A 26,217-nucleotide genomic window follows, 5' to 3' on the forward strand; every position below is an offset into this window, starting at 1 on the left:
CGGGCATCATGGCGCATTATTCACTCACATAGAAGGAATTCTGCATGTCCGATCTCCTGCAAACCTTGCAGTGGCGTTACGCTACAAAAAAAATGGATCCCACCAAGAAGGTCGCCAAAGAGAAGATCGACCGCATTCTCGAGGCGGTGCGCCTGACGGCCAGTTCCAGCGGACTGCAACAGTACGAGATGTTTGTGGTGACGAACGATGCTCTGCGTGAACAGATCAGGGCGCATGCCTGGAACCAGGCTCAGGTAACGGACGCCTCGCATCTGCTCGTGTTTGCCGCGTGGGATAACTATACGGCTGAGCGCATCAACGCGATGTTTGATCTGGTGAACGCCGAGCGCGGCATCAGGAACGAAGGTTGGGAAGCCTACCGCCAGCAACTGCTGTCGACGTATCCTCAACGCGACGCCCAGACCAATTTTGAACACGCCGCGCGCCAGGCTTACATCGGCCTCGGCAGTGCGCTGATTGCCGCAGCCGAGGAAAAGGTAGACGCCACGCCGATGGAAGGGTTCGATCCTGCCAAGGTCGATGAGATCCTGAAACTACGCGAGCGGGGATTGCGTTCGGTGATCCTCTTGCCTGTAGGCTATCGTGCGGATGAAGGCGATTGGCTCGTCGACCTGAAAAAAGTACGTCGCCCGTTATCGCAGTTCGTCACCGAAGTGGCGTAGGCAACCAGACTCACATCAAGGCCAGGTCTGACCTCGTGACCAGCGTGCAGCCGCGCCCCTGCGCCTTGGCCCGGTACAGGGCGACGTCGGCACGTTGCAGCAGGATGTCGATGCTGTCGCTGTCATGGATGGGCATGTCGACACCGGCACTGTACGACAGCGCGAATCCCAGCGCCGGCTGCGAGTGCTGCGCCAGCCACTCGCGCAGGCGTGCGTCGTACGCCATGATCGCAGCGCAGTTGGCGCCGTTGAGCAGTACGCAGAACTCTTCTCCGCCGTACCGGCAGCAGGTGTCGCCAGCACGGCTGACGGCGCGCAAGCCTGCCGCGAACAATTGCAGCGCGCGGTCGCCCAAGGCATGGCCGTGCAGATCGTTGATCTGCTTGAAATGGTCGAGGTCAAGAAGCAGCACGCCGATCGGCTGCCGGTAGCGTACGCTGTTGGCCAGGTCGGCGCTGGCCTGTTTCAGCCAGGCCCGGCGGTTCAGGACGCCGGTCAGGCCGTCGATCGTGGCCAGCCTTTCGAGGTCGCGGGCAGCCTCGTCGCGGTGCGCCAGCAGGATGGCGGCCATCGACAGCACCAGCATCGAGTTCGATGACAGGGCGAATATCTGGTTGACCAGGTAAGGCCCGAAGAAGTTCGGAAACTCGTCGGTGTAGAACGCACCCAGCACGGCGCGGCAGGCCAGTACCGCCATTTGGACCGACAGGCAGATGACCAGCAGCCAGCGCCAGCGTCCGACCGCCAACCGCGGCGGCCGGCACAGTGTGACCACGACCGTGGCGATCTGCAGGGCCAGCAGGCCGTTGGCCCAGCCCACGCGAAACGCGTAGTCGGAAAAGCCGATGCCATAGCCGGCAGTCATCACGACAGCGATGGCGGCGGGCAGGCGCACGCTGGCATCGCGCCCGCACCAGAGCTGGAAGGCCATTGCATTGAACACCATGCCGCTCGACACGCAGGCCATCGCCAGCGTCGACAGCAGGTGGTCGGCCCAACCTCCCTGTGGGAAAGCGCTCGAGGCGATCAGGCTCAACCAGCCGGCGGTCTGCAGGATGATCCCGGCCTGTGCGCAGCGCGCCGCACGGTTCACCCGGCCCATGAAGTAGGGCAGCGTCACCGATATGATCGCCAGATTGAGTGTCATGGCGATGAACAGGGAGGGGACGTCAATTTTCAGCAATGACTCTACTCTCGAAAAAAGCCGTGAAGCGCAGCACCGCCGCTCTCTGCCCCAACTGGTCCTCGTGTCGGGGCGGGGCGGGTAGGGCGCGGTGCGGGAACGGATGGGATGCCGGTGTGGCCGATCGTCACATGGCCAATGCCGCCAATGCGAGGTCTGGAAACAAAAACAGCGGAATTATATCCGCTGTTTTAAAGAAACTTTGTGGTCGGGGTGAGAGGATTCGAACCTCCGGCCTCTACGTCCCGAACGTAGCGCTCTACCGGGCTAAGCTACACCCCGACGGTTTGGGGTGTACATACAATGCCCCGGGAAGGCATTACTATAAAATCACTTAATGGTTCCTGTCAACAGCGAAACGGCTGAGCTGGAGCAGGCTATCTTTGAAGATATTGTTAGGCAAATCCGCGATCGCATTCGACGCGCGGCGGGCCGCTTCTTCCGCTTGTTTGCGGGTGTAATCCAGCGCACCGCTCGACGTCACCGCCGCCAGCACCGCATCGAATTGCTGTTCATCACCCTGCTCGATGCAATTGCGCACCAGCTCGCGCTGCTCCGGCGTGCCATGTTCCATCAGCCAGATCAGCGGCAAGGTAGGCTTGCCTTCGCGCAGGTCGTCGCCCAGGTTCTTGCCGATCTCGGCAGCGTCGCCCGCGTAGTCGAGCACGTCGTCGATCAACTGGAAGGCCGTGCCCAGCGAGCGGCCGTACTCGCCGGCTGCGGCGATCTGCTCGTCGTTGGCGCCGGCTACCAATGCACCCAGCTCGGCCGCCGCTTCGAACAGCTTGGCGGTCTTGGAGCGGATTACCAGCAGGTAGGCCGCTTCGGTCACGTCCGGGTCGTGCATGTTCAGCAGCTGCAGCACTTCGCCCTCGGCGATCACATTGGTGGCGTCGGACAGGATCTGCATCACGCGCATATTGTTCAGGCCGACCATCATCTGGAACGAGCGCGAGTACAGGAAGTCGCCCACCAGCACCGAGGCGGCATTGCCGAACAGGGCGTTGGCGGTCTGGCGGCCGCGGCGCATCGAGGATTCGTCGACCACGTCGTCGTGCAGCAGGGTCGCGGTGTGGATGAACTCGACCACGGCGGCCAGCTCATGGTGGGCCGTGCCGCGGTAGCCGTAGGCATTGGCCAGCAGCAGCACCAGCACTGGACGGATACGCTTGCCGCCCGCGCTGATGATGTACTCGGCGATCTGGTTCACCAGGGTGACGTCGGAATGCAGCCGCTGGCGGATCACCGTGTTGACGGCCTCCATGTCTGGGGCGATCGACTGGACGATGGAGTTCTGTTGGGCGTGTTGAGTGGCGGCTGACAAGGCTGACCTGCGAAGACGTGGGTTGACTATAAGAGTGCCGCGATTATACGGTATGCAAGGGGTATCCGTCCTGCCAGCAGGGTAGAGCCCGCCTTAGGGAAGTCCCCCGAACGCCTGCGCGGCGTTGGCGGCTTGCCACGTACTGAAGAGATCGTTAGTCGCTTTTGACGCATCACGGCAATTTATGTATAATCCCCTGTTCCCCGGCTTACGAACAGTCCAGCGCACTTGCGCGGGGCTCTGTTGCTGGCGGATTCTTTTAACATTTGATGAGGTTTCAAATCATGTACGCGGTCATAAAAACCGGTGGCAAGCAATACAAAGTTGTCGCTGGTGAAAAACTTAAAGTAGAACAGATACCGGCAGACATTGGTTCCGAACTCACGATCGATCAGGTCCTCGCCCTCGGCGAAGGCGAAAGCATCAAGTTTGGTGCTCCTCTGGTCGAAGGTGCAACGGTGCTGGTGAAAGTGGTTTCGCAGGGTCGCCACGACAAAGTGCGTATCTTCAAGATGCGTCGTCGTAAGCACTACCAGAAGCGTCAAGGCCATCGCCAGAACTTCACCGAAATCCAGATCGTTTCGATCAACGGCTAATCGCCGTTCCGGTTCCCAGCATAGTCATCAAGGAGTAATTAAATGGCACACAAAAAAGGCGGCGGTACTACCCGCAACGGCCGTGACTCAGAAAGCAAACGCCTTGGCGTGAAAGTCTACGGCGGCCAGGCGATCAACGCCGGCGGCATCATCATCCGTCAACGCGGCACCCCAGTGCGCGCTGGCACCAACGTCGGCACCGGCAAGGATCACACCCTGTTCGCGCTGGTCGACGGTACCGTCAAGTTCGTCAAGCAAGGCGTGGGCTCGAAGCAGTTCGTGACCGTCGTTGCTAACGAAGCAGTCGCAGCGTAATTTACTACGCACTCGCGCCGCATCAGCGGCGCTTCTTTGCAAGGCGCAAGCCTTCCATCGAAAGGCTCTGCCCACGGTAGGGCCTTTTTAGTTTTTAAGCGGTCACAATCATGAAGTTTATTGACGAAGCAAGAATTGAAGTCATCGCTGGCGACGGCGGCAACGGGTGCGCCTCGTTCCGTCGCGAGAAGTTCCGCCCATTCGGCGGTCCGGACGGCGGCGACGGCGGCAAGGGCAGCTCGATCTACGTGGTTGCCGACCGCAATGTGAACACCCTGGTCGACTTCCGTTACTCGAAAGTCCACACCGGCAAGCATGGCGAACCGGGCCGCGGCTCCGATTGCTATGGCAAGGGCGCCGAAGACATCACCATCCGTATGCCGGTCGGCACGCTGATCGTCGATGACCTCAACGGCGAGATCGTCGCCGACCTGACCGAGCACGGCCAGTCCGAATTGCTGGCCAAGGGCGGCGAGGGCGGTTGGGGCAATATCCATTTCAAGACCTCGACCAACCGCGCACCGCGCCAGAAGACCGAAGGCAAGGAAGGCGAACGTCGTACACTGCGCCTCGAACTGAAAGTGCTGGCCGACGTGGGCCTCTTGGGCATGCCGAATGCCGGCAAGTCCACCTTCATCACGGCCGTGTCGAACGCCAAGCCGAAGATCGCCGACTATCCGTTCACCACCCTGCACCCGAACCTGGGCGTGGTGCGCGTGTCGCACGAAAAGAGCTTCGTGATCGCCGATATTCCGGGCCTGATCGAAGGCGCGTCCGAAGGCGCCGGCCTGGGTCACCAGTTCCTGCGCCACCTGCAGCGTACCGGTTTGCTGCTGCACATCGTCGACCTGTCCTCGTTCGACGACAAGGTCGATGCGGTCAAGGAAGCCAAGGCCCTGATCAAGGAACTCGAAAAGTACGACGAAGAACTGCTCAACAAGCCGCGCTGGCTGGTGTTGAACAAGCTCGACGTGCTCGACGATGCCGAGCGCAAGAAGCGCGTCAAGGACATGATCAAGCGCCTGGCCTGGAAGGGCCCCGTGTTCGAGATCTCGGCCCTGAACCGCGAAGGCTGCCAGGACCTGATCAATGCGATCTACCTGCACCTCGAAGAAAAGCGCCATTCCGAGCAGCGCGCCGAAGAAACCTCGATGACCGAGGAAGCGCGTGGCATCTCGTCGATCGATCCGGACGATCCACGTTTCAAGATCATCGAAGACTGAACTTGAGCGCGAGCGCTACTCAGACCACCATCTGGTCGCGCGCCTGGCTGCGCGGCCAGCTGCTGCAATTGGTCGCCACCGCAAGTTCACTGGCCGCGCTCGCGGCCATGCTCGATCCCGACCGCATCGCGGCCGTGATGGGCCTGTTTCTCGTCGGCGTGAACGGCTACAGCCAGTTCTACGCCATCTACGTCGGCATCCGCCTCGCTACCGCGGGGTTGGCGCTGTTGGCGGCCAGGCAGGGCGACCAGCCCATCCTCGGCGACCTTACTGCCCTGTTCCTCCTGGCCCAGCCGGCCGGCCGCCTCGTCGCGGCTTTTGCGATCGGCTTGCCCACGGGGGTATTATTAGTCGTCTGCGCGGTTGAACTGCTGGCAGGACTTTCCCTGCTCGCGTTGCGACCGCGGGTAGCTAACAGTTAGCTGGAACTCGTTTAGATTCGTGTGGTCACACATTGCGGCGGTGAGTTCCACCGTGACTGCCTGTGGAGGGGAAGGCGCTGGCCTGCCAAGCAGGATGAAACCGGCCCCGACGAAGCAGGAATCTAACAGTGAAGCTAACGTAAGTTAGTTTTATGTAAGTTTAGAAGAACGGAAGATCCTGTCGCCATGAATAGCGTACTCCAGAACGCTTCGCGCATCATCGTCAAGGTCGGCTCCTCCCTCGTCACCGACGAGGGAAGGGGCCTCGACCATACCGCCATCGCCCGCTGGGCAGCCCAGATCGCCGCATTGCGCGCGCTCGGCAAGGACGTCGTCCTGGTCAGTTCGGGCGCCATCGCCGAGGGCATGCTGCGCCTCGGTTTCGGCAAGCGCCCGACCGACATCCATGAATTGCAGGCCTGCGCCGCCTGCGGCCAGATGGGCCTGGCTCAGATCTATGAGACCAGCTTCAGCGCCCACGGCGTCAAGACCGCGCAGGTACTGCTGACCCACGCCGACCTGGCCGACCGCGAACGCTACCTCAATGCGCGCTCGACGCTGACCACCTTGCTGCGCCTGAACGTGGTCCCGATCATCAACGAGAACGACACCGTCGTCACCGACGAGATCAAGTTCGGCGACAACGACACGCTCGGCGCCCTGGTCGCCAACCTGATCGAGGCCGATGCGCTGGTCATCCTCACCGACCAGCCCGGGCTGTACTCGAGCGACCCGCGCAAGGATCCGAACGCGCAGCTGATCGAGCAGGCCCAGGCCGGCGACGTGGCCCTGGAGGCGATGGCCGGCGGCGCCGGCAGCAGCATCGGCCGTGGCGGCATGCTGACCAAGGTGCTGGCCGCCAAGCGCGCGGCGCGCTCCGGCGCCCATACCGTGATCGCCTGGGGCCGTGAGCCGGACGTGCTCACGCGCCTGGCCGGCGGCGAATCGATCGGCACCCAATTGCTGGCCGCCACCGGCCGCCTGACGGCGCGCCGCCAGTGGATGGTCGACCACCTGCACACCACGGGAGAAGTCGTGATCGACGCCGGCGCTGCGCTCAAGCTGACCAAAGAGGGCAAGTCGCTGTTGCCGATCGGCGTGCTGGCCGTGAACGGCGAGTTCGGCCGCGGCCAGGTGATCACCTGCGTCGACGAAGCCGGCAAGCCGCTGGCGCGCGGGCTGACCAACTATGCCAGTAGCGAGGTGCGGCGCATCATGCGTCATTCCTCGACCGAGATCGAGCGTATCCTGGGCTTTGTCGAAGGTCCGGAGCTGGTGCATCGCGATAATATGGTGTTGCTGTAAGGGGTGAGCGCTCGCTTGCCGTGACAATGTGATCAGGCGCGCTTTCGTTGGAAAGTGCGCCGTTTTTTTTGAAAGACGCTATGCCGAACTCTCCCCTCGCCGTGGTCCAGGCTCAGCTCGACGCCTATAACGCCAAAGACCTCGATGCCCTGATGGCCACCTATGCGCCGGATGCGCAGCAATTCGCGCTGCACGGCGAGCTACTTGCCCAGGGGCACGACCAGATCCGCCCGCGCTACGAGATGCGCTTCGCCGAACCCGACCTGCACGCGCGCCTGCTGTCGCGCACGGTGCTCGGCAACTTCGTCACCGACCTGGAAATCGTCACCCGCAATTTCCCCGAAGGGAGGGGCACGGTCGAGATGCTGTGCGTGTACAAGGTGGTCGAGGGGCGCATCGTGCGCGCCTCGTTCGCCACCGGCGAAACCCGGGTTTAAGTTGCGGAACTAAGTCGCCGCGTTGGCCGCGGCCACGGCCGGATCGAGCACGCCGGCCGGCGCCGGCGTCTTGTCCCTGAACTCGCACAGGTCGGCGATCAGGCAGTTCCAGCACTTGGGCTTGCGCGCCACGCAGGTGTAGCGGCCGTGCAGGATCAGCCAGTGGTGGGCATCGTGCAGGAAGTCCTTGGGCACGAATTTCAACAGCTTCTGCTCGACGATGTCGACGTTCTTGCCCGGCGCGATCCTGGTCCGGTTCGACACGCGGAAGATGTGGGTGTCGACCGCCATGGTCGGCTCGCCGAAGGCGGTATTGAGCACCACGTTGGCGGTCTTGCGGCCGACGCCGGGCAATGCTTCCAGTGCTTCGCGCACGGGCGGCACTTCGCCGCCGTGCTGCTCGACCAGGATCTGGCAGGTCGCCATCACATTCTTCGCCTTGGTGTTGTACAGGCCGATGGTCGAGATATAGGTCTTGAGTTCGTCGATGCCGAGGTCGAGGATGGCCTGCGGCGTGTTCGCCACCGGGAACAGGCGGCGCATGGCCTTGTTGACGCCGACGTCGGTCGACTGGGCCGACAGCAGCACCGCGATCAGCAGTTCGAACGGCGTCGTGAACTCGAGTTCGGTGGTCGGTTTCGGATTGGCGGCGCGAAAGCGGGTGAAGATTTCCAGGCGTTTGGCGGGATTCATCTGGGTCAGTTCTGTTCCTGGTTGCCGGCCGCCTTCAGGCGGGCGCGTTCCATGGCGGCGGCGATGATGGCGCGCTTGCGCTCCTTCTCGGCCAGTTCTTCCGGGGTGTTCGTCACTTCGGCGGTCACCGCGCGCATTTTTTCCACGGCCTTGGCGGCCAGGCGGGCATCGTTTTCCTCACGCTCGCGGCGCAGGCGCGCGTTGCGGAAGTCGTGGCGGTCGCGCGCGGCGTCGGCGTCCTGCTGGGTCCAGGCGTCCCAGCCGGTGCACTCGCCGGTCACGGGGATCATTGCGATGCAGTCGACCGGGCAGGGCGCCACGCACAGGTCGCAGCCGGTGCACAGGCTCGGCAGGATGGTGTGCATCTGCTTGGCCGCGCCTAGGATCGCATCGACCGGGCAGGCCTGGATACACAGCGTACAGCCGATACACAGCGCCTCGTCGATGAAGGCGACCGGGCGCGGGCGCTCGAGGCCGTTGGCCGGATTGATCGGGATGACCTTGCGTCCGGTCGCGGCGGCCAGGCGGCGCACGCCTTCCATGCCGCCCGGCGGACACTGGTTGATTTCGGCCTCGCCGCTCGCCATTGCCTCGGCATACGGGCGACAGGCGGGATAGCCGCATTTGGTGCACTGGGTCTGCGGCAGCAGGTCTTCGAGCTGGTCGGCGAGGGATGTGGTCACGAAAGGGCGCTGCTCGAATCTGATCAAGCCGACATTATCCGCCAAAACGGGCGTGGAGGCGATCAGGGCGGCCTTCAGGCGGACCCGGCAGTGCTCATCCATTCTCGTCCCTACGTGGGGGAGCGAACAGACGGCCTGCGTACCGCCCTGTTGTACTATCGGCTGACGCTGACCCCGGGGACTGACATGAACGAGTTGATTGCGCCGTTGCTCTTTGCCGCCATCTTTTCGGCAGGAGACGGCTTGCAGCAGCCGGGCGCCGCCAAGCCCGATGCCCGACCGGGCGCCGCGCAAGTGCAGCCGGCGCGCTACCGCAGCGTGGACGCGAATGGAGAACTGCGGCGCGGCGAGCGCCTGCCAGCGCGCTACCAGGCGCACCAGCACGTGGTCGAGGACTGGCGCGCATTGCGCCTGTCCAAGCCGCCGCGCGGGCACCAGTGGGTCGACGCGGGCGGGCGCTATGCGCTGGTGGCGATCGCGACTGGGCGGGTGGCGCAGGTGGTAGCGGTGCGCTGAGCTGCTGAGCTAACCGTAAATTACGTCGTCCCCGCGAAGTGATGTGACCCCTTGAAGTGAGACTCCACTTCAAGGGGTCTTATGAAGTACGACGAGCAGTTTAAATTTTCAGCCGTTGAGGCCTACTTAGTCGGGCCAGCAGGCTTCACGAAGGTAGCGCAGCAGTTCGAAATTTCAGCAGCACTTCTTCGTTCGTGGGTAGCGCGCTACCGCCTCCACGGCATAGCTGGGCTAGCGATGAGGGTGTGGAAGGCGCACAGTGCCGAGTTCAAGCTGTCGGTGCTGAAACACATGTGGGACAATGCGCTGTCCTATCGACAGGCCGCAGCTGTGTTCAATCTTCCTAACGCATCCCATATCGGCGAATGGGAGCGGCGGCACAAGCGCGACGGCTTCGAAGGTTTGAAACGACGCCGTAACGAAAATCCCAGAATGAAGGCTCTGCCGACCCCTCCTACTCGCGTCCCAGTGGACGAGACGAACTGCTCACATAATGACCTCGTAGAGGAGGTCAAGCGGCTTCGTGCGGAGAATGCTTACCTAAAAAAGCTCAAAGCCTTAGTCGAGTCGAAGTCGCCTGCGCCAGCGAAAAAACGCAAGTAATACTCGAACTAAGGCTGGAGCATGGACTGACTTACTTGCTCGAAGCTGCCTCGCTGGCACGCAGTACGTTCTTCTATCAGAAGAAGGTACTGGAGGCGGGGGATAAGGACGCACAGGTAAAAGAAGAGATCCAGACCGAGTTCCATCGCCATCACGGGCGCTATGGTTATCGTCGGATCACGGCAGCCCTGCGGCAAGCTGGGCGCATCATCAACCATAAGGCAGTTCAGCGCTTGATGGGCGAGCTAGGCCTGAAGTCGCTGGTTCGACCGAAGAAGTACAAATCCTATAAGGCTGACGCCATGGAGGCATCGGAAGATGTCCTGCAGCGCGACTTCGAGGCAGATCGGCCAAACGAGAAGTGGGTAACGGACGTCACTGAGTTCAAGGTCGATGGCAGAAAGGTATATCTCTCCCCGATCATGGACCTATACAACCGCGAGATCGTCGCCTATGAGATCCGAGAGCGACCGAGCCTGGAATTGGTGAGCGACATGCTCGAACAGGCGCTGAGCAAGCTTGAGGAACACGAGCGACCGATTCTTCACTCAGACCAGGGCTGGCAATACCGGATGCCGGCATTTCGGCATGCGCTCGATAAAGGTGAGCTGCAACAGAGCATGTCCCGCAAGGGAAACTGCCATGACAACGCGGCCATGGAGAGCTTCTTCGCTGTCTTGAAGTCCGAGTTCTACCATCTCAACAAATTTAGCAGTGTCGAGCAACTCGTGAGCGGCCTGAAGCAGTACATCAACTACTATAATCACGACCGCATCAAGATCAAACTGAACGGCCTGAGTCCTGTGCAGTACAGAACCCAGGCCGTCTAAGCGAGCATCCAACCGTCTCAGTTTAAGGGGTCACATCANTTAGCAGTGTCGAGCAACTCGTGAGCGGCCTGAAGCAGTACATCAACTACTATAATCATGACCGCATCAAGATCAAACTGAACGGCCTGAGTCCAGTGCAGTACAGAACCCAGGCCGTCTAAGCGAGCATCCAACCGTCTCAGTTTAAGGGGTCACATCAGAGGCGGGAACCCAAGTTTGCGAGCGTATCGATAACGCTGAAGAACTTAGGTTCCCGCCTGCGCGGGAACGACGGGTTACTGCTAACTTACTTTGTGCTTGCTGCGCTTATTCGGACAGCGCGGCGAAGGCGTTGTCACGCACCTGCTCGACCGGGCCGACGCCCGAGATCTTGCGGTATTTTGGCGCGCCCGGCAGGCCCGATTCGGCCCACTTGCCGTAGTAGCCCAGCAGCACTTCGGTCTGGTTGTGGTAGACCTCCAGGCGCTTCGACACGGTTTCGGCCTTGTCGTCGTCGCGCTGGATCAGCGGTTCGCCGCTGACGTCGTCGACGCCTTCGACCTTTGGCGGGTTGAACTTGACGTGGTACACGCGGCCCGAGGCCGGGTGCGAGCGGCGGCCGGTCATGCGGTCGAGGATCATTTCGTCAGGCACGTCGATTTCGAGCACGTAGTCGATGGTGACGCCGCTGTCCTTCATCGCCTCGGCCTGGGCGATGGTGCGCGGGAAGCCGTCGAACAGATAGCCGTTGGCGCAGTCCGCATCCTTCAGGCGCTCCTTGACCAGGCCGATGATGATGTCGTCCGACACCAGTTGGCCGGCATCCATCACCTTTTTCGCAGCCAGGCCGAGTTCAGTGCCCGCCTTGATCGCGGCGCGCAACATGTCGCCGGTCGAGATTTGCGGGATGTTGAACTTTTCCTTGATGAAATTTGCCTGGGTGCCCTTACCGGCACCGGGTGCTCCTAACAGAATGAGACGCATGAGTTTCCTGAGATTCTAGAAAATAATGAAAATTGCTGTGGATTGTATAAATTATGTTTGATGTTGCCAAGCCTTCTTGACACGGAAGTTACCACAAAAGTTGGCTTTCAAGCCAGTTTTGGGGCCCAGCGGCCAGGATTATTGATCCCGCGCAGACGGCCCCATCACTCTTCCGCGCTTACATCAAGATGGGTAATGCAGGCGTACCCTCGCCAGGTCGTCCGGCGTATCCACGCCGCCGGGTGGCGCATCTTGCGTGACATGCACGGCGATCGGATAGCCATGCCACAGCACGCGCAACTGTTCGAGCGCCTCGATCGACTCGAGCGGCGATACGTCCAGCTTCGGATAGGCTTGCAGGAAGGCGTTGCTATAGGCGTAGAGGCCGACGTGACGCAGCGGCGCGTAGCCCAGCGGCAGCGAGTCCTGGGTGGCCGCGAAGGCGTCACGGTGCCACGGAATGGTGGCGCGCGAGAAGTACAGCGCGCGGCCGAGCTTGTCGAGCACCACCTTGACGATGTTGGGGTTGAAGACCTCGGCAGCGTCCAGGATCGGATGCGCGCAGGTGGCCATCGGCGTATTGGCGTCGATGCGGGCGGCGCAGGCCGCGAGCAGCGCCGGATCGATCAGCGGCTCGTCGCCCTGCAGGTTGACCACGACTTCGTGCGCGCCCAGGCCCAGCACCTGCGCCACTTCGGCGATGCGGTCGGTGCCGGACGGGTGGTCGGCGCGGGTGAGCACGGCGGAGACGCCGTGGGCGGCGCAGGCGGTGGCGATGTCTTCATGGTCGGTGGCGACGATGATGCGGGCCGCGCCGGATTCGCGCGCGCGTTCGGCCACGCGCACTACCATGGGTTTACCGCCCAGGTCGGCCAGCGGCTTGTTCGGCAGGCGGGTCGACGCCAGCCGCGCCGGGATGATGACGGTAAAGCTCATTTCAGCCCGTCCTGCTCAGGCGGGTTCGATCTTGCGCGCCTGGTCGGCCCACATAATCGGGATGCCGTCGCGGATCGGGTACGCAAGGCGGTCGGCGCGGCAGGTCAGTTCCTGCGCCTTTTTGTCGAGTTCAAGCGGACCCTTGCACAACGGGCAGACCAGGATATCAAGCAAGCGAGCGTCCACGACATTTCTCCACGATTTGTTCGGCCAGGCGCAAGTCGAGCTGCGCCGTGACCGGCACGACCCACAGGCGTGGATCGTTCTTCAGATGATCAATTTGCCGACATTTTACTGCATCCTTCTCGGTGATCAGGATGACATCGGCATCGACCCCGGCAAACGGGTCGTCGAGAAAGTCGTGATGGTCGGGCAAAGGCAGTTCGCCGAGCGTCAGGCCGGCCGCGCGCAGCATGGCGAAGAAGCGGCCCGGATTGCCGATGCCGGCGGCGGCCACGATGCGTTTATCGCTTAATTGCGCCAGCGGCACCCGCTCGCCGCCCCGCAGCGGCTCGGCAAAGTCACCGGCCAGGTGCATGCGCCACGGTTGCCCACCGACCGCCTGGGCCAGGCCGGGGGTGATCTCGGGAGCGTTGACGACCGTGAAGTCGCGCCGGCGCGACGGCGGTTCGCGCAAGGGACCGGCCGGCAGCAGCCAGCCATTGCCGACGCCGCGCCCATCGAACAGGACGATCTCGACGTCGCGCGCCAGCGCATAGTGCTGCAGGCCGTCGTCGGCGATCAGCACATCGACCCCGGGATGCGCCTGCAGCAGTGCTCGTCCCGCTTGCACGCGGCGGCGGCCGACCACGACCGGGCACCCGGCGCGGGCCGCGATCAAGAGCGGCTCGTCGCCCACGGCGCGCGGATCGGACTGTGGGGTGACTTCGAGCGCGTCGCCTTCCTGGCCGCCGTGACCACGCGAGATCACACCGGGATTGAAGCCGGCCGCGCGCAGGCTCTCGGCCAGCCAGATCGTCAGCGGCGTCTTGCCGGTGCCGCCGATGAAGATATTGCCAACCACGATCACCGGCACCGGCAGGCGCTCGGCGCGCTTGACGCCGGTGCGGAACAGCAGCCGGCGCAGGCCGGCGAGCAGGCGAAACAGCAGCGCCAGCGGCAGCAACGCCCAGGCAAGCAGCCCGCGCCGGAGCCAGGCGCGGGTCAGGGTCGATTCGAGTTGGGAAGCCATGCGGGAAGAAAAGCGGCGCGCAGCGTGCGCGCCGTATGGATTATTTGGCGGCGCCGGTCTGGGCCGCGAAGGTCAGCTTGTCGTAGCCGGCCACGCGCGCAGCTTCCAGCACATTGATCACCATCTGGTGCATCGCGAACTGGTCGGCGTTGACGATGATCACCGGGCTGGCCACGACCTGGCCCTCTGGCGTGCGCGCGGCGTTCTTCATGTCCTGGGCCAGGCCGGCCACACTGGTGAAGGCCACCGGCGTGTTATTGACCGTGTAGTTGCCCTTGGCGTCGACCGTCACATTGATCTCGAACGGCTTTTCCGCCTGCTTCTCTGCCTCGGCAGTCGGCAAGGTGATCTGCAGCTCGGTGAACTTGCTGTAGGTGGTCGAGACCATCAGGAAGATCAGGACCACCAGCAGCACGTCGATGAACGGGATCAGGTTGATCTCCGGCTCTTCGCGCTTGCGGCCGCGGCGAAAGTCCATCATTTGCGGGCACCGTGGACGACGTCGACCAGTTTCACCGCCTGCAGTTCCATCTCGACGATATAGGTGTCGACCAGGTTGCGGAAGTGGCGGTAGAACACCAGGGCCGGCATCGCGATCGCCAGGCCGAAGCCGGTGTTGTACAGCGCCACCGAGATGCCGTGCGCCAGCTGGGCCGGGTTATTGCCGCCGGTCGGGCTCGAGGCGCCGAAGATCTCGATCATGCCGACCACCGTGCCGAACAGGCCCATCAGCGGCGCCAGCGAGGCGATGGTGCCGAGCGTGGTGAGGAAGCGCTCCAGGTTCTGGGCCACGCCGCGGCCGGCCTCCTCGATCGACTCCTTCATCACGTCGCGCGGGGCGTCGACGTTGCGCAGCGCCGCGGCCAGCACGGCGCCGAGGGGCGAGTTCTGTTCCAGCTTGTCCACCACGTCGGGCGTCACCTTGCCGCTGCGGTAGACGCGGATGACTTCATCGAGCAGGTTGCGGGGCAGGATCTTCTCGCGGCGCAGGGTGATCAGGCGTTCGACGATGAGGGCGACGGCAACGATCGACGCAACCAGCAGGAACCAGATAGGCCAGCCTGCGGCTTGAAAAATGGCGAGCAAGAGATACTCCTGAGAGGAAAAAGATCAATTCGGCAATGTAGCAAGTTGGCAGCGAAGCGGCAAGTAGAGTTCTTCACAACTTCTGTGGATAAAATTGTGCGCAATGACCGCGAGGTGGGACAAGTACCTTGATTTGTAAGGGCTTTCTGCGCCTGCGCAAGAAAATGGCAGTCTCATGACTTGGCTCAACCGGGCTCCGGCTTGATAAGTTGTTCACTAGCACGATGTAGTTGCGAACAAATTCTGTGGACAAAATTGTGCGCAAGGGTAGCCGGACTGAGCTAAGTAACTGATTCCAGACGATTTAATTGTTAAGCCTAAATTGCGAGCAGCAAAACCCGGCTGTACTTCGCCTGTGAGTGCCTCAGGTTCCGCACACTTTTTGTGGACAAAAGTGTGAGCAATGAGCACTTTATGACAGTAAGCCTTTGATTTACCTCAATAAAACATCACTGCCCAAAATATTAGCATACCGCATTTTTTGCCAACAAAAAGTGCCTGGACGGCGGTTTCTGCCTCGATTGTTTGGTCTGCGAAGCAGCGGTGCATACATTATTCGCCATGTGCACAATTTTTGTGGATAAGAATGTGAGGAAGCTTGAACTTTACTACCTAAGTAATTGATTTTACTGAGAATAGCTTGACCTGCCTCAAAAGCGGGCAGCGTCGGATGCGCCATGTTCGGTCCCCCAAAGCATCGATCGGCCGCTTTGCGGCCCCGTCCTGCACCCAAAAGGTTTGCACAGATTCTGTGGACAACTTTGTGATCAAGCTACCGGCTAGAGACTTAAGTCATTGATTCGTAACAATTCTACTTATCCTGCCCAAACGGTACGCACTCCCCCTCAGATGGGATGAGTTCCCCACAGTTTTTGTGGATAAACCGCTCTCAAACGACATTACCTCACGCATAAGCTATTGATTAAAAAAGGTTTTCAATAGATTGCATTGAAAAGCAGCAACATTGCCCGCTCCCGGGCCCTGGGCTGTAAAACCACTTGCCGCTTGCCGATGGGGGATAATGTTCGCTTTCGCCATTCTCACCAGCCCGCCATGCAAGCACCGAACGACGCCGATCCAGCCTTCACCGCCCCTGCCGTCCTGAGCGTCACCGCCCTGAACCAGCAGGTGGCGCGCCTGCTGGAGCGTTCATTCCCGCTGGTGTGGATAGGCGGCGAGATCTCCAATTTCACGCGCGCCGCTTCCGGTCACTGGTATTTCACGCTGAAGGACGATGCGGCCCAGGTGCGCGCAGTGATGTTCCGCAGCCGCGCGCAGTCGGCCGGTTTTACCCCGCGCGAAGGCGATAAGGTCGAGGTGCGTGCGCTGGTGACCCTGTACGGCGCGCGCGGCGACTATCAGATTAATGTCGAGGCGATCCGCCGCGCCGGCGTGGGCCAGCTCTACGAAGCCTTCCTGCGCCTGAAGGAAAAGCTGGCCGCGCAAGGCCTGTTCGACGCCGACCGCAAGCGCGCGCTGCCGCTGTTCGCGCGCAGCATCGGCATCGTGACCAGCCCGCAGGCCGCCGCCCTGCGCGACGTGCTGACCGCCCTGCGCCGGCGCGCCCCACACGTGCGCATCGTGCTCTACCCTGCCCCGGTCCAGGGCCAGTTCGCGGCCGACAAGATCGCCGAAGCCATCATGACGGCCTCGCGCCGCGCCGAGGTGGACGTGCTGCTGGTCTGCCGCGGCGGCGGCTCGATCGAGGATTTGTGGAGCTTCAACGAGGAGTGCGTGGCGCGCGCCATTGACGCCTGCGCGATCCCCGTGATCTCGGGCGTCGGCCATGAAACCGACGTCACCATCGCCGACTTCGCCGCCGATGTGCGCGCCGCGACGCCGACGGCAGCCGCCGAACTGGCCGCCACGCCACGCGCCGACTGGCTCGCCTCGCTCGAAGGCGACGCCCTCGACCTGCAGCGCGCCATGGAGCGCCGCCTGCACGACGCCGGCCAGGGCCTCGACAACCTGAGCCGCCGCTTGTTGAGCCCCTCGACCCAGATCGGCCACCAGCGCCTCAAACTGCTGTCGCTGGCCACAGCCATGACGCACGCGGTCAAGCTGCCGGTCAACCGCCACGGCCTGGCGCTGGCCCAGCTGCAGCAACGCTGGTCGCGCCACCGTCCCGACATGCGCGCCCTGCGCGCCCGGCTGGCGTCGGACAGCCGCCACCTGAACGCTAGCCTGTGCAGCCAGCTCAGGGCGCGGCGCGAAGCGCTCAATGCCCTGGCCGCCCAGCTCGAGCTGCTCAACCCGCAGCGCACGCTGGAGCGCGGCTATGCCATCGTGCGCGACGGCAAGAGCCAGATCGTGCGCGATCCAGCCCAGATCCACGAGCGCGACACGCTGACGGTGCGACTGGCCAATGGCAGCGCCGAGGTCGGCGTGGCCCAGGTGCAGAGCGTGCTGGAGTGAATCCGGATCCGTTGCCGGGGCTGCAAAAAATGCAAGCCTGCAACGTTGCTCTATATTGCGTAGAATAACGGCGCTATAAGAACAGCAACCTTTCCCAACCACTAAGGAACGCACACATGGAACACACCCTGCCGCCACTGCCGTATGCCAAGGACGCCCTGCAACCGCACATCTCGGCCGAGACCCTGGAATACCACCACGGCAAGCATCACCAGACCTATGTGACCAACCTGAACAACATCATCAAGGGCACCGAGTTCGAAAACCTGTCCCTGGAAGAGATCATCAAGAAGTCGACCGGCGGCGTGTTCAACAACTCGGCCCAGATCTGGAACCATACCTTCTTCTGGAACTGCCTGAGCCCGAACGGCGGCGGCGCACCGACCGGCAAGGCGCTGGACGCGATCAACGCCAAATGGGGTTCGTTCGACAAGTTCAAGGAAGAGTTCAACAAATCGGCACTGGGCAACTTCGGCTCGGGCTGGACCTGGCTGGTGCAAAAGGCCGACGGCAGCGTCGACATCGTCAACACCACCGGCGCCGGCACCCCGCTGACCACCACCGACGTGCCGCTGCTGACCGCTGACGTCTGGGAACACGCCTACTACATCGACTACCGCAATGCGCGCGCCAAGTTCCTGGAAGCGTTCTGGAATGTCGCCAACTGGGAATTCGTGAACAAGAATTTCGTCTGAATGCACTGACCGTCATGCCGGCGACGGCATGATGCGTCGACGACCAGGGCCCGCTCGCGCGGGCCTTTTTTTCGCCGGCGCCGGAATCTAGTCGCCGCCACCGCCGCCGCAGCCGCTCCCGCCTCCACCATCGCCGCAACCGTCGCTGTCGCCGCCGGAATCGACGATGGCAACGCCGCCGTCGCCGGTTTGCGCCTCCGCTCCGGGCTTCTTTAGCAGCGCCAGGTAAGTCATTTCGCTGACCAGCCCCGCACCGAACAGCGCCGGCAGCGCGAGATCGGGATGCACGTGCGCCGGCCCCGGCTTGCCTCCTGCCGCATCGAGGCGCCGATAAACGATGTCGCCACGCTCGATCCAGTAACCGTGGCCGTTCGGCATGTACAGACGGGCGTCGAGAGCGAACAGCGACGGTAGGCCGGGGCCGTGGGAAGGCCGCCCTTCCAGTGCGCGGCAGCCGACCAGTGTCTGCGCCAGGGCTGTGCGCTCGAGGGCGGACTGCGGCAGGTGAGCGATCGTGGTGCTGAAGTGGCGCCGGCAAAAGCGCGCGAGATCGTCGGCGTCCCAGCGCATCCACGCATGCCAGACCGAGTCCGCGGCCAGCGACGGCAGCGCGCACGGCTTGCCGCGCCGTGTGGATGCGTCGAAAAATGCCATCAGTCCGGTAGCGGCCCGATGAAAGAACAGGCGGTCGACGGGCATGCCCGGAAATTCTTCGGGTCCGACACGCTGCCAGTAGGCGTACAAGGCCGGCGCGAGTTGCACCAGCTGTTCACGATAGCGTGAGCGCCGCAGCTCGCCGCGCACGCGCCAGTCATCGATCCAGTTCATATGCCGCCATGCTCTTGATTGACATGGCCACATCATACCGCGCCCCGCTTCTACTACTAGAACAGGAAATGCAGATCGAGACGGTCGCCGCTCAGCGCGCCATCATAGCCGGGCAATGCCGACAGCACCTCCCGGAAAGCGCCGCTCGCCATCGCCGCCTGCGCCAACGTCAACAGCGGCGTGTCCAGCGCGCCGACATCGCAGGCCAGGAAGTACCGTTCGCGAATCACCGGGATGAAATCGAGATCGAAGCGGCGCGCCGCCGTCTCGACGCCGAAGCCCACGTCGGCCATTCCGCTGGCGACATAGGCCGCCACCGCCGCGTGCGTGAATTCGGCGGTGCCGGAACGGTTGATCACGGCGGCGTCGACGCCACGGTCGGCCAGCAGCAGTTCGAGCAGCACCCGCGTGCCGGACCCCTTCTGGCGGTTGACGAAGCGCAGATCGTGGCGCGCCAGGTCGGCCAGGCCGGTCACGCCCTTTGGATTACCCTTGGCGACGAAGATCCCCTGCATGCGATACGCCAGGTGCAGCAGCGCGTGGCGCTCGGGATCGAGCCAGGACCGGTACTTGGCGGCCGCCGCCCCTTCCAGTTCGCCGACCGGCAAATGAAATCCCGCCAGGTCGCACTCGCCGCGCGCCAGCGCCGCCACCGCATCGCTGCTGCCCCGATAATTGATGTCGACCGTGACGCCATGCTCGTTCAGCTGCGTCACCAGGGCCGCCACCGCGAAACCGTGCGAGGCGGTCAGGCGCAGCACCTGGGCGTCGCCGATTAATACCCGCGCCAGTTCCTGCTGCAGTTCCGAGGCCAGGCTATCGAGCGTGGGAGTCAGGCGGGCGTGGATGCGGCGGTCGGCCCACATCAGTTTTTCGGCGAGCGGCGACAGCACCGTGCCCTTGCCGCGCACCTTGTGGACCAGCTCGACGCCGAATTGTGCCGAGAACTGCTGCAGCATTCCCCAGGCATGGCGGTAGGACATGCCGCGCGCCGTGGCGGCCTTGCTGATCGAACCCAGCTCGCTCACCGCCAGCAGCAGCCCGAGCAGCGCCGGCAGCGCGGTCGGCTCCCCGGAGGCATCGCGCACGATCCAGTCCGGCCGTATCTCCACTCTGATCATATGCAAAATCCTTCATATTGAACACCGGTGAATCGGGTGCTACTCTGGCCTGAGCAGTCAATAAAAGCCGTTATATATGTTCCGATAAACATATGCAAGGCAGAGATGGAGACACCATGAAACAAGACAGCACCGAAACGCGCCGCGTCATCGGCGACATCCTCGCACTTCATGCGCACAATGGCCTGCTCGGCCAGGACTTGCTGCTGCCAGTGCTGCATGCGATCCAGGACCGGCTCGGCTTCATCCCGCCCGATGCGGTCGAGGGACTCGCGCAAAGCTTCAATTTGTCGCGCGCCGAGGTCCATGGCGTGATCACCTTCTACCACTACTACAAGACCACGCCGCCGGCGCGCTGCACGGTGCAGGTCTGCCGCGCCGAGGCCTGCCAGAGCATGGGCGGGGACGCCCTGCTGTCCCACGTCCAGCAGGCGCTCGGTTGCGACCTGCACGCGCATACCGCCGACGGCGGCTTCGCCCTGGAACCCGTGTACTGCCTCGGCCAGTGCGCCACCGCCCCGGCCATCATGATCAACGATGCCGTCCACGCCCGCGTGACGCCGCAGCGTTTCGACAGGCTGGTCGCGAAGCTGTCCACCAAAGCCGAGGAGGTCGCATGAGCGTGCGCATCTACGTTCCCGCCGATTCGGCCGCGCTGGCCCTGGGCGCCGACGACGTCGCCAGCGCGATCCGTAGCGAGGCCGCACGGCGCGGCATCGCCATCGACCTGGTGCGCAACGGCACCCGTGGCCTGCTATACCTCGAAACGCTGGTCGAAGTCGATACCCCGGACGGGCGCATCGGCTTCGGCAACGTCGACGAAAGCGACGTGGCCGCCCTGTTCGATGCCGGCTTCCACGACGGCCAATCCACGCACCGCCTGGCGCTCGGCCTGGTCGAACAGATTCCGTATCTGGCCCGGCAGACCCGCCTGACCTTCGCCCGCTGCGGCATCACCGACCCGCTGTCGCTCAGCGACTACGAGGCCCACGGCGGCTACCGCGGCCTGCGCCAGGCCGTGACAATGACGGGCGCCGACATTGTCGCCGCCGTCACCGCCTCGGGCCTGCGCGGACGCGGCGGCGCCGCCTTCCCCACCGGAATCAAGTGGAACACGGTGCTGCGGGCGCCTGCCTACCAAAAATACATCGTCTGCAATGCCGACGAAGGCGACTCCGGCACCTTCGCCGACCGCATCGTCATGGAAAGCGACCCCTTCGTCCTGATCGAGGGCATGACGATCGCCGGCCTCGCGGTCGGCGCCACCCGCGGTTTCATCTACGTACGCAGCGAGTATCCGCATGCGATCGCCGCGCTCAATCACGCGATCCAGACGGCCACGCGCGCGGGCCTGCTCGGAGCCAACGTCGCCGGCAGCGGCCGCGCCTTCGAGCTGGAGGTGCGCAAGGGCGCCGGCGCCTATATCTGCGGCGAAGAGACCGCCCTGCTGGAGAGCATCGAGGGCAAGCGCGGCGTGGTGCGCGCCAAGCCACCCCTGCCCGCGCTGGCCGGCCTGTTCGGCCAGCCGACCGTCATCAACAATGTGCTGTCGCTGGCCTCGGTGCCGGTCATCCTCGACAAGGGCGCCCAGTTCTACCAGGACTTCGGCATGGGGCGCTCGCGCGGCACGCTGCCGGTGCAACTGGCCGGCAATATCAAGAACGGCGGCCTGATCGAACTGGCGTTCGGCGTCACGCTTCGCGAGATCATGTATGACTACGGCGGCGGCAGCGCCAGCGGCCGTCCGATCAAGGCGGTGCAGGTGGGCGGCCCGCTGGGCGCCTACCTGCCGGCCTCGCAGTGGGACACCCCGCTCGACTACGAAGCCTTTGCCGCCTTGTGGGCGGTGCTGGGCCATGGCGGCATCGTGGTCCACGACGACAGCGCCGACATGGCGAAGCTGGCGCGCTACGCGATGGAGTTCTGCGCCGTCGAATCGTGCGGCAAATGCACACCCTGCCGCATCGGTTCCACCCGCGGCGTCGAGGTGATCGACAAGATCCGCGCCGGCACCGAGCGCCCGCAGCAAGTCATCCTGCTGCGCAGCCTGTGCGACACGATGCTCAATGGTTCGCTGTGCGCGATGGGCGGCATGACGCCCTACCCGGTGCTGTCGGCGCTGAACCACTTCCCGCAAGACTTCGGCCAGATGGCCGGCGACGAACTGGCCGCCTGAGCGGCAGCCCAGGAGAACACGATGATCGAAACCATCCTCACCCGCGATTTCGGCACGCCGGCGAAAGAAATCAACCTCGCCACCGAGATGATCACCCTGACCATCGACGGCGTCCAGGTCACCGTCCCGGCCGGCACCTCGCTGATGCGCGCGGCGGCCGAGAACAGCATCAATATCCCCAAGCTGTGCGCCACCGACAGCCTGGAGCCGTTCGGCTCCTGCCGCCTGTGCCTGGTCGAGATCGAAGGCCGCCGCGGTTATCCGGCGTCGTGCACCACGCCGGCCGAAGCGGGCATGGTCGTACGCACCCAGACGCCCAAGCTGCAGGAGGTGCGCAAGGGCGTGATGGAGCTGTACATCTCCGACCACCCGCTCGACTGCCTCACCTGCCCCGCCAACGGCAACTGCGAGCTGCAGGACATGGCCGGCGTGACCGGCCTGCGCGAAGTGCGCTACGGCTACGAAGGCGCCAACCACCTGAAGCTTAAGAAGGACGAGAGCAATCCCTATTTCACCTTCGATTCGTCGAAGTGCATCGTGTGCAACCGCTGCGTGCGCGCCTGCGAAGAGACGCAAGGCACCTTCGCGCTGACCATCTCCGGACGCGGGTTCGATTCCCGCGTCGCCGCCGGCCAGAGCGAAGCGTTCATGGAATCCGAATGCGTGTCGTGCGGCGCCTGCGTCGAAGCCTGCCCCACCGCCACCCTCACCGAGAAATCGGTCATCTGGCTCGGCCAGGCCGAACACAGCATCACCACCACCTGCGCCTATTGCGGCGTCGGTTGCTCGCTCAAGGCGGAGATGAAAGGCAACGAGGTGGTGCGCATGGTGCCGGCCAGGGACGGCAAGGCCAACGAGGGCCATGCCTGTGTCAAGGGACGTTTCGCCTGGGGCTATGCCACCCACAAGGACCGCATCCTCAAACCCATGATCCGCGCCAGGATCACCGATCCGTGGAAAGAAGTCTCGTGGGACGAAGCCCTCGACTATGCGGCGTCCGAATTCAAGCGCATCCAGGCCAAGCACGGCCAGGATTCGATCGGCGGCATCGTCTCGTCGCGTTGCACCAATGAAGAAGGTTATCTGGTGCAAAAGCTGGTGCGCGCGGCGTTTGGCAACAACAACGTCGATACTTGCGCCCGCGTGTGCCACTCCCCGACCGGCTACGGTCTCAAGACGACGCTTGGCGAATCGGCCGGCACCCAGACCTTCAAGTCGGTCGAGAAGGCCGACGTGATCCTGGTCATCGGCGCCAATCCAACCGACGGCCACCCGGTGTTCGCCTCGCGCATGAAGAAGCGCCTGCGCCAGGGCGCGCGCCTGATCGTCATCGATCCGCGCCGCATCGACCTGGTCAAGTCGCCGCACATCCGCGCCGACTACCACCTGCAACTGCGGCCCGGGACCAACGTCGCGATGGTCAGCGCACTGGCGCATGTCATCGTCACCGAAGGCCTGATGGCCAACGATTTCATCACCGAGCGTTGCGATATGCGCGCCTTCGCGCAGTGGCGTACCTTCGTCGCCCAGCCCGAAAACTCGCCGGAAGCGACGGAAGCGATCACCGGCGTGCCGGCGCAGCAGGTGCGCGATGCCGCGCGCATGTATGCGCTGGGCGGCAATGGCGCGATCTTCTACGGCCTGGGCGTGACCGAGCACGCGCAGGGCTCGACCACCGTCATGGGCATCGCCAACCTGGCCATGGTCACCGGTAACGTCGGCCGCGCCGGGGTGGGCGTCAACCCGCTGCGGGGACAGAACAATGTGCAGGGCTCCTGCGACATCGGCTCCTTCCCGCACGAGCTGCCGGGCTACCGCCACGTCTCGGACACCACCGTGCGCACCCTGTTCGAACAGGCCTGGGGCGTGCCGCTGCAGGCCGAACCGGGGCTGCGCATCCCGAACATGTTCGAGGCGGCCCTCGACGGCAGTTTCATGGGCCTGTATTGCCAGGGCGAGGACATCGTCCAGTCCGACCCGAACACCCAGCACGTCACCGCGGCGCTCGAATCCATGGAGTGCATCGTAGTGCAGGATATCTTCCTGAACGAGACGGCCAAGTATGCCCACGTGCTGCTGCCGGGTTCCTCGTTCCTGGAAAAGGACGGCACGTTCACCAATGCCGAACGCCGCATCTCGCGCGTGCGCAAGGTGATGCCGCCACGGGCCGGCTATGCCGACTGGGAAGTCACGGTGGCGCTGTCGAACCGGCTGGGCTATCCGATGAACTACCGCCATCCGTCCGAGATCATGGACGAGATCGCGCGCCTGACGCCGACCTTCAGCGGCGTGAGCTACCGCCGCCTCGATGAACTGGGCAGCATCCAGTGGCCGTGCAACGACGAGGCGCCGGAAGGCACGCCGACCATGCACGTCGACGGCTTCGTGCGCGGCAAGGGCCGCTTCATCATCACCCAGTACGTTGCCACCGACGAGAAGGTGACGCGCAAGTATCCGCTGATCCTGACCACCGGCCGCATCCTGTCGCAGTACAACGTCGGCGCGCAGACGCGCCGCACCGAGAACGTGCGCTGGCATGCCGAAGACCGGCTCGAGATCCACCCGCACGATGCCCAGGAGCGCGGCATCGAGGAGGGCCAGTGGGTCGGCATCCACAGCCGCGCCGGCGAGACCGTGCTGCGGGCGATGGTCACCGAACGCATGCAGCCGGGCGTGGTCTACACCACCTTCCACTTCCCCGAATCGGGCGCCAACGTCATCACGACCGAGAATTCCGACTGGGCCACCAACTGCCCCGAATACAAGGTCACGGCGGTGCAGGTGATGCCGGTCCAGCAGCAGTCGGACTGGCAGCTCGAATATGCCCGCTTCAACCAGATGCAGCTGGGTCTGGCGGAGCCGGTCGCATGATGGCCGCGCTCGACATGGATGCGCACGCCAAGGTGCAAGGGCCCGTCCAGCACTTTCCGAGCGCCTGCATGACCGTGGCGCGCATGCACGGTGGCCAGTCGCGCAGCACGCAGGACGAGCTGGCCGAGGAAGTACCGGTTGCGCTCGAGTACAACGGCGTCTCGCACGCGGTGATGCTGGCGACGCCCGCCGACCTGGAGGAGTTTGCGCTCGGCTTTTCGCTGAGCGAAGGCATCGTCGCCTCGCCCGCCGAATTCTATGGCGTGGAGATCGAACACGCGGCAAGCGGCATCACCGCCCACATCGACCTCGCCGCCGGCGCCTTCATGCGTCTCAAGGAGCGGCGGCGCAGCCTGGCGGGCCGTACCGGCTGCGGCCTGTGCGGCGTCGATAGCCTGGCCCAGGTGGTGCGGCCCCTGCCCTGGCTGGCGCCGACGCGGGCGCTGTCCGGCCCGGCGATCCGGCGCGCCCTGGCCGAGGCCCGGGCCCAGCAGCCGCTCAATCGCATTACCGGCGCCACCCATGCGGCCATATGGTGCGGCCGTGACGGCAGGCCGCGCGCTGCCTTCGAGGACGTCGGCCGCCACAACGCGCTCGACAAGCTGATCGGCGGCCTGCACCTGGCCGGGGCCGACCCGGCCGACGGGTTTTGCCTGATCACCAGCCGCGCCAGCGTCGAGATGGTGCAGAAAGCCGCCACCGTCGGCATCGCCGCCATGGTCGCCATCTCGGCGCCTACTGCCCTCGCCGTTCGTACCGCACTCGGTTGCGGCCTGACCCTGGTCGCCTTCGCCCGCGGCGACGACTTCGTCGCCTATGCCCACGGCGCCAACATCGCAATGGAGTCCGCATGAACATCGACAACCTGGTCACGATGGCCAACCAGATCGGCACCTTTTTCGAGTCCTACCCGGATCCCCAGGAAGGCCGCACCGAGATCGCCAACCACCTGCAGCGCTTCTGGGCGCCGCGCATGCGCAGCCGGCTGTTTTCGCATCTCGACGAAACCGAGGGCGAAGGACTCAAGCCGATGGTGATCGAGGCATTGCTGGAGCACCGGCGCGACCATATGCCGCCTCCGCCGCCGGGTGGCGATGCGGGTTGATCTCTCACGCCAGTCC

The 26,217-nt window shown here is 63.8% G+C and carries 28 protein-coding genes, 1 tRNA gene and 1 pseudogene; 17 read left to right on the forward strand and 13 right to left on the reverse strand.

Annotated features, from left to right (window positions below; all coding sequences use genetic code 11):
• Nucleotides 1-44: 44 nt before the first annotated feature.
• Complete coding sequence (locus tag FVD38_RS05175; protein WP_147933839.1) at nt 45-683, forward strand: NAD(P)H-dependent oxidoreductase; 639 nt, start codon at nt 45-47, stop codon at nt 681-683.
• A gap of 10 nt (nt 684-693) precedes the next feature.
• Here the strand turns inward: FVD38_RS05175 and FVD38_RS05180 are convergent, their stop codons facing one another.
• The 3 genes from FVD38_RS05180 to ispB all read right to left on the reverse strand — a co-directional run bounded on the left by FVD38_RS05180 (nt 694) and on the right by ispB (nt 3,190).
• On the reverse strand, nt 694-1,830 hold the full coding sequence (locus FVD38_RS05180; RefSeq protein ID WP_187271488.1) for a GGDEF domain-containing protein: 1,137 nt from the start codon (nt 1,828-1,830) through the stop codon (nt 694-696).
• Nucleotides 1,831-2,071: 241 nt separating this feature from the next.
• Nucleotides 2,072-2,148: transfer RNA gene (locus FVD38_RS05185), tRNA-Pro, on the reverse strand.
• Between the two features lie 52 nt (nt 2,149-2,200).
• Nucleotides 2,201-3,190 carry an octaprenyl diphosphate synthase gene (gene ispB, locus FVD38_RS05190; RefSeq protein WP_147933841.1) on the reverse strand — a complete coding sequence of 330 codons (990 nt, stop codon included), beginning with the start codon at nt 3,188-3,190 and terminating at the stop codon, nt 2,201-2,203.
• Nucleotides 3,191-3,474: 284 nt separating this feature from the next.
• Here ispB and rplU point away from each other — a divergent pair, with 284 nt between their 5' ends.
• The 6 genes from rplU (at nt 3,475) to FVD38_RS05220 (ending at nt 7,488) form a co-directional block, all read left to right on the forward strand.
• Nucleotides 3,475-3,786 carry a 50S ribosomal protein L21 gene (gene rplU, locus FVD38_RS05195; RefSeq protein WP_123069546.1) on the forward strand — a complete coding sequence of 104 codons (312 nt, stop codon included), beginning with the start codon at nt 3,475-3,477 and terminating at the stop codon, nt 3,784-3,786.
• 42 nt (nt 3,787-3,828) lie between these two features.
• A complete protein-coding gene (gene rpmA / locus FVD38_RS05200) occupies nt 3,829-4,101 on the forward strand; it encodes a 50S ribosomal protein L27 (RefSeq protein ID WP_027865916.1) in 273 nt (90 codons plus the stop codon).
• Nucleotides 4,102-4,211: 110 nt separating this feature from the next.
• Nucleotides 4,212-5,324 carry an Obg family GTPase CgtA gene (cgtA, locus tag FVD38_RS05205; protein WP_123069528.1) on the forward strand — a complete coding sequence of 371 codons (1,113 nt, stop codon included), beginning with the start codon at nt 4,212-4,214 and terminating at the stop codon, nt 5,322-5,324.
• A 2-nt stretch (nt 5,325-5,326) separates the two neighbouring features.
• Nucleotides 5,327-5,746, forward strand: coding sequence for a hypothetical protein (locus FVD38_RS05210; RefSeq protein ID WP_147933842.1), 420 nt, complete (start codon nt 5,327-5,329; stop codon nt 5,744-5,746).
• 186 nt (nt 5,747-5,932) lie between these two features.
• A complete protein-coding gene (proB, locus tag FVD38_RS05215; RefSeq protein ID WP_147933843.1) occupies nt 5,933-7,051 on the forward strand; it encodes a glutamate 5-kinase in 1,119 nt (372 codons plus the stop codon).
• A gap of 80 nt (nt 7,052-7,131) precedes the next feature.
• On the forward strand, nt 7,132-7,488 hold the full coding sequence (locus FVD38_RS05220; RefSeq protein ID WP_147933844.1) for a nuclear transport factor 2 family protein: 357 nt from the start codon (nt 7,132-7,134) through the stop codon (nt 7,486-7,488).
• Between the two features lie 9 nt (nt 7,489-7,497).
• Here the strand turns inward: FVD38_RS05220 and nth are convergent, their stop codons facing one another.
• Both nth and rsxB read right to left on the reverse strand, forming a co-directional pair.
• Nucleotides 7,498-8,181: an endonuclease III gene (gene nth / locus FVD38_RS05225; RefSeq protein WP_123068494.1), complete on the reverse strand. Its 684-nt coding sequence runs from the start codon at nt 8,179-8,181 to the stop codon at nt 7,498-7,500.
• Nucleotides 8,182-8,186: 5 nt separating this feature from the next.
• Nucleotides 8,187-8,864 carry an electron transport complex subunit RsxB gene (gene rsxB / locus FVD38_RS05230; protein ID WP_147933845.1) on the reverse strand — a complete coding sequence of 226 codons (678 nt, stop codon included), beginning with the start codon at nt 8,862-8,864 and terminating at the stop codon, nt 8,187-8,189.
• A gap of 186 nt (nt 8,865-9,050) precedes the next feature.
• Between rsxB and FVD38_RS05235 the strand changes: the two genes are divergently transcribed.
• The 3 genes and pseudogenes from FVD38_RS05235 to FVD38_RS27165 all read left to right on the forward strand — a co-directional run.
• On the forward strand, nt 9,051-9,380 hold the full coding sequence (locus tag FVD38_RS05235; protein ID WP_147933846.1) for an RcnB family protein: 330 nt from the start codon (nt 9,051-9,053) through the stop codon (nt 9,378-9,380).
• Nucleotides 9,381-9,461: 81 nt separating this feature from the next.
• Nucleotides 9,462-10,813 (forward strand): IS3 family transposase gene (locus FVD38_RS05240; protein WP_370660628.1). Its coding sequence is split into 2 segments (ribosomal slippage): nt 9,462-9,950 and nt 9,953-10,813, totalling 1,350 coding nucleotides; the frame shifts between segments, so codons are not numbered across the junction.
• 53 nt (nt 10,814-10,866) lie between these two features.
• Nucleotides 10,867-10,974, forward strand: a pseudogene (locus FVD38_RS27165) (IS3 family transposase); the annotation flags it as partial.
• A 145-nt stretch (nt 10,975-11,119) separates the two neighbouring features.
• On the opposite strand, the gene adk reads toward FVD38_RS27165, so the two are convergent.
• The 6 genes from adk to FVD38_RS05275 all read right to left on the reverse strand — a co-directional run bounded on the left by adk (nt 11,120) and on the right by FVD38_RS05275 (nt 14,990).
• Nucleotides 11,120-11,776: an adenylate kinase gene (gene adk, locus FVD38_RS05250; protein WP_147933848.1), complete on the reverse strand. Its 657-nt coding sequence runs from the start codon at nt 11,774-11,776 to the stop codon at nt 11,120-11,122.
• Between the two features lie 183 nt (nt 11,777-11,959).
• Complete coding sequence (gene kdsB, locus FVD38_RS05255; RefSeq protein ID WP_147933849.1) at nt 11,960-12,712, reverse strand: 3-deoxy-manno-octulosonate cytidylyltransferase; 753 nt, start codon at nt 12,710-12,712, stop codon at nt 11,960-11,962.
• A 15-nt stretch (nt 12,713-12,727) separates the two neighbouring features.
• On the reverse strand, nt 12,728-12,898 hold the full coding sequence (locus tag FVD38_RS05260) for a Trm112 family protein (protein ID WP_005669111.1): 171 nt from the start codon (nt 12,896-12,898) through the stop codon (nt 12,728-12,730).
• Nucleotides 12,879-13,904 carry a tetraacyldisaccharide 4'-kinase gene (lpxK, locus tag FVD38_RS05265; RefSeq protein ID WP_147933850.1) on the reverse strand — a complete coding sequence of 342 codons (1,026 nt, stop codon included), beginning with the start codon at nt 13,902-13,904 and terminating at the stop codon, nt 12,879-12,881. Before lpxK ends, FVD38_RS05260 begins: the two co-directional genes overlap by 20 nt.
• 40 nt (nt 13,905-13,944) lie before the next feature.
• Nucleotides 13,945-14,382: an ExbD/TolR family protein gene (locus tag FVD38_RS05270; protein WP_183407500.1), complete on the reverse strand. Its 438-nt coding sequence runs from the start codon at nt 14,380-14,382 to the stop codon at nt 13,945-13,947.
• Nucleotides 14,382-14,990 carry a MotA/TolQ/ExbB proton channel family protein gene (locus FVD38_RS05275; protein WP_147933851.1) on the reverse strand — a complete coding sequence of 203 codons (609 nt, stop codon included), beginning with the start codon at nt 14,988-14,990 and terminating at the stop codon, nt 14,382-14,384. The genes FVD38_RS05270 and FVD38_RS05275 overlap by 1 nt, the downstream gene beginning before the upstream one ends.
• A 1,053-nt stretch (nt 14,991-16,043) precedes the next feature.
• Here FVD38_RS05275 and xseA point away from each other — a divergent pair.
• Both xseA and FVD38_RS05285 read left to right on the forward strand, forming a co-directional pair.
• Nucleotides 16,044-17,405 carry an exodeoxyribonuclease VII large subunit gene (gene xseA / locus FVD38_RS05280; RefSeq protein WP_147933852.1) on the forward strand — a complete coding sequence of 454 codons (1,362 nt, stop codon included), beginning with the start codon at nt 16,044-16,046 and terminating at the stop codon, nt 17,403-17,405.
• Nucleotides 17,406-17,521: 116 nt separating this feature from the next.
• Nucleotides 17,522-18,100 (forward strand): superoxide dismutase, encoded by a 579-nt coding sequence (locus FVD38_RS05285; RefSeq protein ID WP_123070843.1) that lies wholly within the window; start codon nt 17,522-17,524, stop codon nt 18,098-18,100.
• A gap of 87 nt (nt 18,101-18,187) precedes the next feature.
• On the opposite strand, the gene FVD38_RS05290 is transcribed toward FVD38_RS05285, so the two are convergent.
• Nucleotides 18,188-18,928, reverse strand: a complete 741-nt coding sequence (locus FVD38_RS05290) for a UCP032817 domain-containing protein (RefSeq protein ID WP_147933853.1) — start codon at nt 18,926-18,928, stop codon at nt 18,188-18,190.
• A gap of 56 nt (nt 18,929-18,984) precedes the next feature.
• On the reverse strand, nt 18,985-20,049 hold the full coding sequence (locus FVD38_RS05295) for a substrate-binding domain-containing protein (RefSeq protein ID WP_147933854.1): 1,065 nt from the start codon (nt 20,047-20,049) through the stop codon (nt 18,985-18,987).
• 116 nt (nt 20,050-20,165) lie between these two features.
• On the opposite strand from FVD38_RS05295, the gene FVD38_RS05300 reads away from it, so the two are divergent.
• The 5 genes from FVD38_RS05300 to FVD38_RS05320 are packed head-to-tail and all read left to right on the forward strand — an operon-like array spanning nt 20,166 to nt 26,201.
• Nucleotides 20,166-20,669, forward strand: a complete 504-nt coding sequence (locus tag FVD38_RS05300) for a formate dehydrogenase subunit gamma (protein ID WP_147933855.1) — start codon at nt 20,166-20,168, stop codon at nt 20,667-20,669.
• Nucleotides 20,666-22,225 (forward strand): formate dehydrogenase beta subunit, encoded by a 1,560-nt coding sequence (locus tag FVD38_RS05305; RefSeq protein ID WP_147933856.1) that lies wholly within the window; start codon nt 20,666-20,668, stop codon nt 22,223-22,225. The genes FVD38_RS05300 and FVD38_RS05305 overlap by 4 nt, the downstream gene beginning before the upstream one ends.
• 21 nt (nt 22,226-22,246) lie before the next feature.
• Complete coding sequence (gene fdhF / locus FVD38_RS05310; RefSeq protein WP_147933857.1) at nt 22,247-25,096, forward strand: formate dehydrogenase subunit alpha; 2,850 nt, start codon at nt 22,247-22,249, stop codon at nt 25,094-25,096.
• Nucleotides 25,093-25,950: a formate dehydrogenase accessory sulfurtransferase FdhD gene (fdhD, locus tag FVD38_RS05315; RefSeq protein WP_147933858.1), complete on the forward strand. Its 858-nt coding sequence runs from the start codon at nt 25,093-25,095 to the stop codon at nt 25,948-25,950. Before fdhF ends, fdhD begins: the two co-directional genes overlap by 4 nt.
• Nucleotides 25,947-26,201 (forward strand): formate dehydrogenase subunit delta, encoded by a 255-nt coding sequence (locus FVD38_RS05320; RefSeq protein WP_147933859.1) that lies wholly within the window; start codon nt 25,947-25,949, stop codon nt 26,199-26,201. Before fdhD ends, FVD38_RS05320 begins: the two co-directional genes overlap by 4 nt.
• Nucleotides 26,202-26,217: the final 16 nt, after the last annotated feature.

Origin of the sequence: Massilia arenae, assembly GCF_008014745.1 — a bacterium.
Taxonomy (GTDB): Bacteria; Pseudomonadota; Gammaproteobacteria; order Burkholderiales; family Burkholderiaceae_D; genus Telluria; species Telluria arenae.

What these genes read in the sequence shown, in the direction of transcription:
- FVD38_RS05175 (WP_147933839.1), top strand. Translation starts at nt 45, where the DNA reads ATGTCCGATCTCCTGCAAACCTTGCAGTGGCGTTACGCTACAAAAAAA.
- FVD38_RS05180 (WP_187271488.1), bottom strand. Translation starts at nt 1,830, where the DNA reads ATGACACTCAATCTGGCGATCATATCGGTGACGCTGCCCTACTTCATG.
- rplU (WP_123069546.1), top strand. Translation starts at nt 3,475, where the DNA reads ATGTACGCGGTCATAAAAACCGGTGGCAAGCAATACAAAGTTGTCGCT.
- rpmA (WP_027865916.1), top strand. Translation starts at nt 3,829, where the DNA reads ATGGCACACAAAAAAGGCGGCGGTACTACCCGCAACGGCCGTGACTCA.
- cgtA (WP_123069528.1), top strand. Translation starts at nt 4,212, where the DNA reads ATGAAGTTTATTGACGAAGCAAGAATTGAAGTCATCGCTGGCGACGGC.
- proB (WP_147933843.1), top strand. Translation starts at nt 5,933, where the DNA reads ATGAATAGCGTACTCCAGAACGCTTCGCGCATCATCGTCAAGGTCGGC.
- FVD38_RS05220 (WP_147933844.1), top strand. Translation starts at nt 7,132, where the DNA reads ATGCCGAACTCTCCCCTCGCCGTGGTCCAGGCTCAGCTCGACGCCTAT.
- nth (WP_123068494.1), bottom strand. Translation starts at nt 8,181, where the DNA reads ATGAATCCCGCCAAACGCCTGGAAATCTTCACCCGCTTTCGCGCCGCC.
- FVD38_RS05235 (WP_147933846.1), top strand. Translation starts at nt 9,051, where the DNA reads ATGAACGAGTTGATTGCGCCGTTGCTCTTTGCCGCCATCTTTTCGGCA.
- adk (WP_147933848.1), bottom strand. Translation starts at nt 11,776, where the DNA reads ATGCGTCTCATTCTGTTAGGAGCACCCGGTGCCGGTAAGGGCACCCAG.
- kdsB (WP_147933849.1), bottom strand. Translation starts at nt 12,712, where the DNA reads ATGAGCTTTACCGTCATCATCCCGGCGCGGCTGGCGTCGACCCGCCTG.
- lpxK (WP_147933850.1), bottom strand. Translation starts at nt 13,904, where the DNA reads ATGGCTTCCCAACTCGAATCGACCCTGACCCGCGCCTGGCTCCGGCGC.
- FVD38_RS05270 (WP_183407500.1), bottom strand. Translation starts at nt 14,382, where the DNA reads ATGGACTTTCGCCGCGGCCGCAAGCGCGAAGAGCCGGAGATCAACCTG.
- xseA (WP_147933852.1), top strand. Translation starts at nt 16,044, where the DNA reads ATGCAAGCACCGAACGACGCCGATCCAGCCTTCACCGCCCCTGCCGTC.
- FVD38_RS05285 (WP_123070843.1), top strand. Translation starts at nt 17,522, where the DNA reads ATGGAACACACCCTGCCGCCACTGCCGTATGCCAAGGACGCCCTGCAA.
- FVD38_RS05290 (WP_147933853.1), bottom strand. Translation starts at nt 18,928, where the DNA reads ATGAACTGGATCGATGACTGGCGCGTGCGCGGCGAGCTGCGGCGCTCA.
- FVD38_RS05295 (WP_147933854.1), bottom strand. Translation starts at nt 20,049, where the DNA reads ATGATCAGAGTGGAGATACGGCCGGACTGGATCGTGCGCGATGCCTCC.
- FVD38_RS05300 (WP_147933855.1), top strand. Translation starts at nt 20,166, where the DNA reads ATGAAACAAGACAGCACCGAAACGCGCCGCGTCATCGGCGACATCCTC.
- FVD38_RS05305 (WP_147933856.1), top strand. Translation starts at nt 20,666, where the DNA reads ATGAGCGTGCGCATCTACGTTCCCGCCGATTCGGCCGCGCTGGCCCTG.
- fdhF (WP_147933857.1), top strand. Translation starts at nt 22,247, where the DNA reads ATGATCGAAACCATCCTCACCCGCGATTTCGGCACGCCGGCGAAAGAA.
- fdhD (WP_147933858.1), top strand. Translation starts at nt 25,093, where the DNA reads ATGATGGCCGCGCTCGACATGGATGCGCACGCCAAGGTGCAAGGGCCC.
- FVD38_RS05320 (WP_147933859.1), top strand. Translation starts at nt 25,947, where the DNA reads ATGAACATCGACAACCTGGTCACGATGGCCAACCAGATCGGCACCTTT.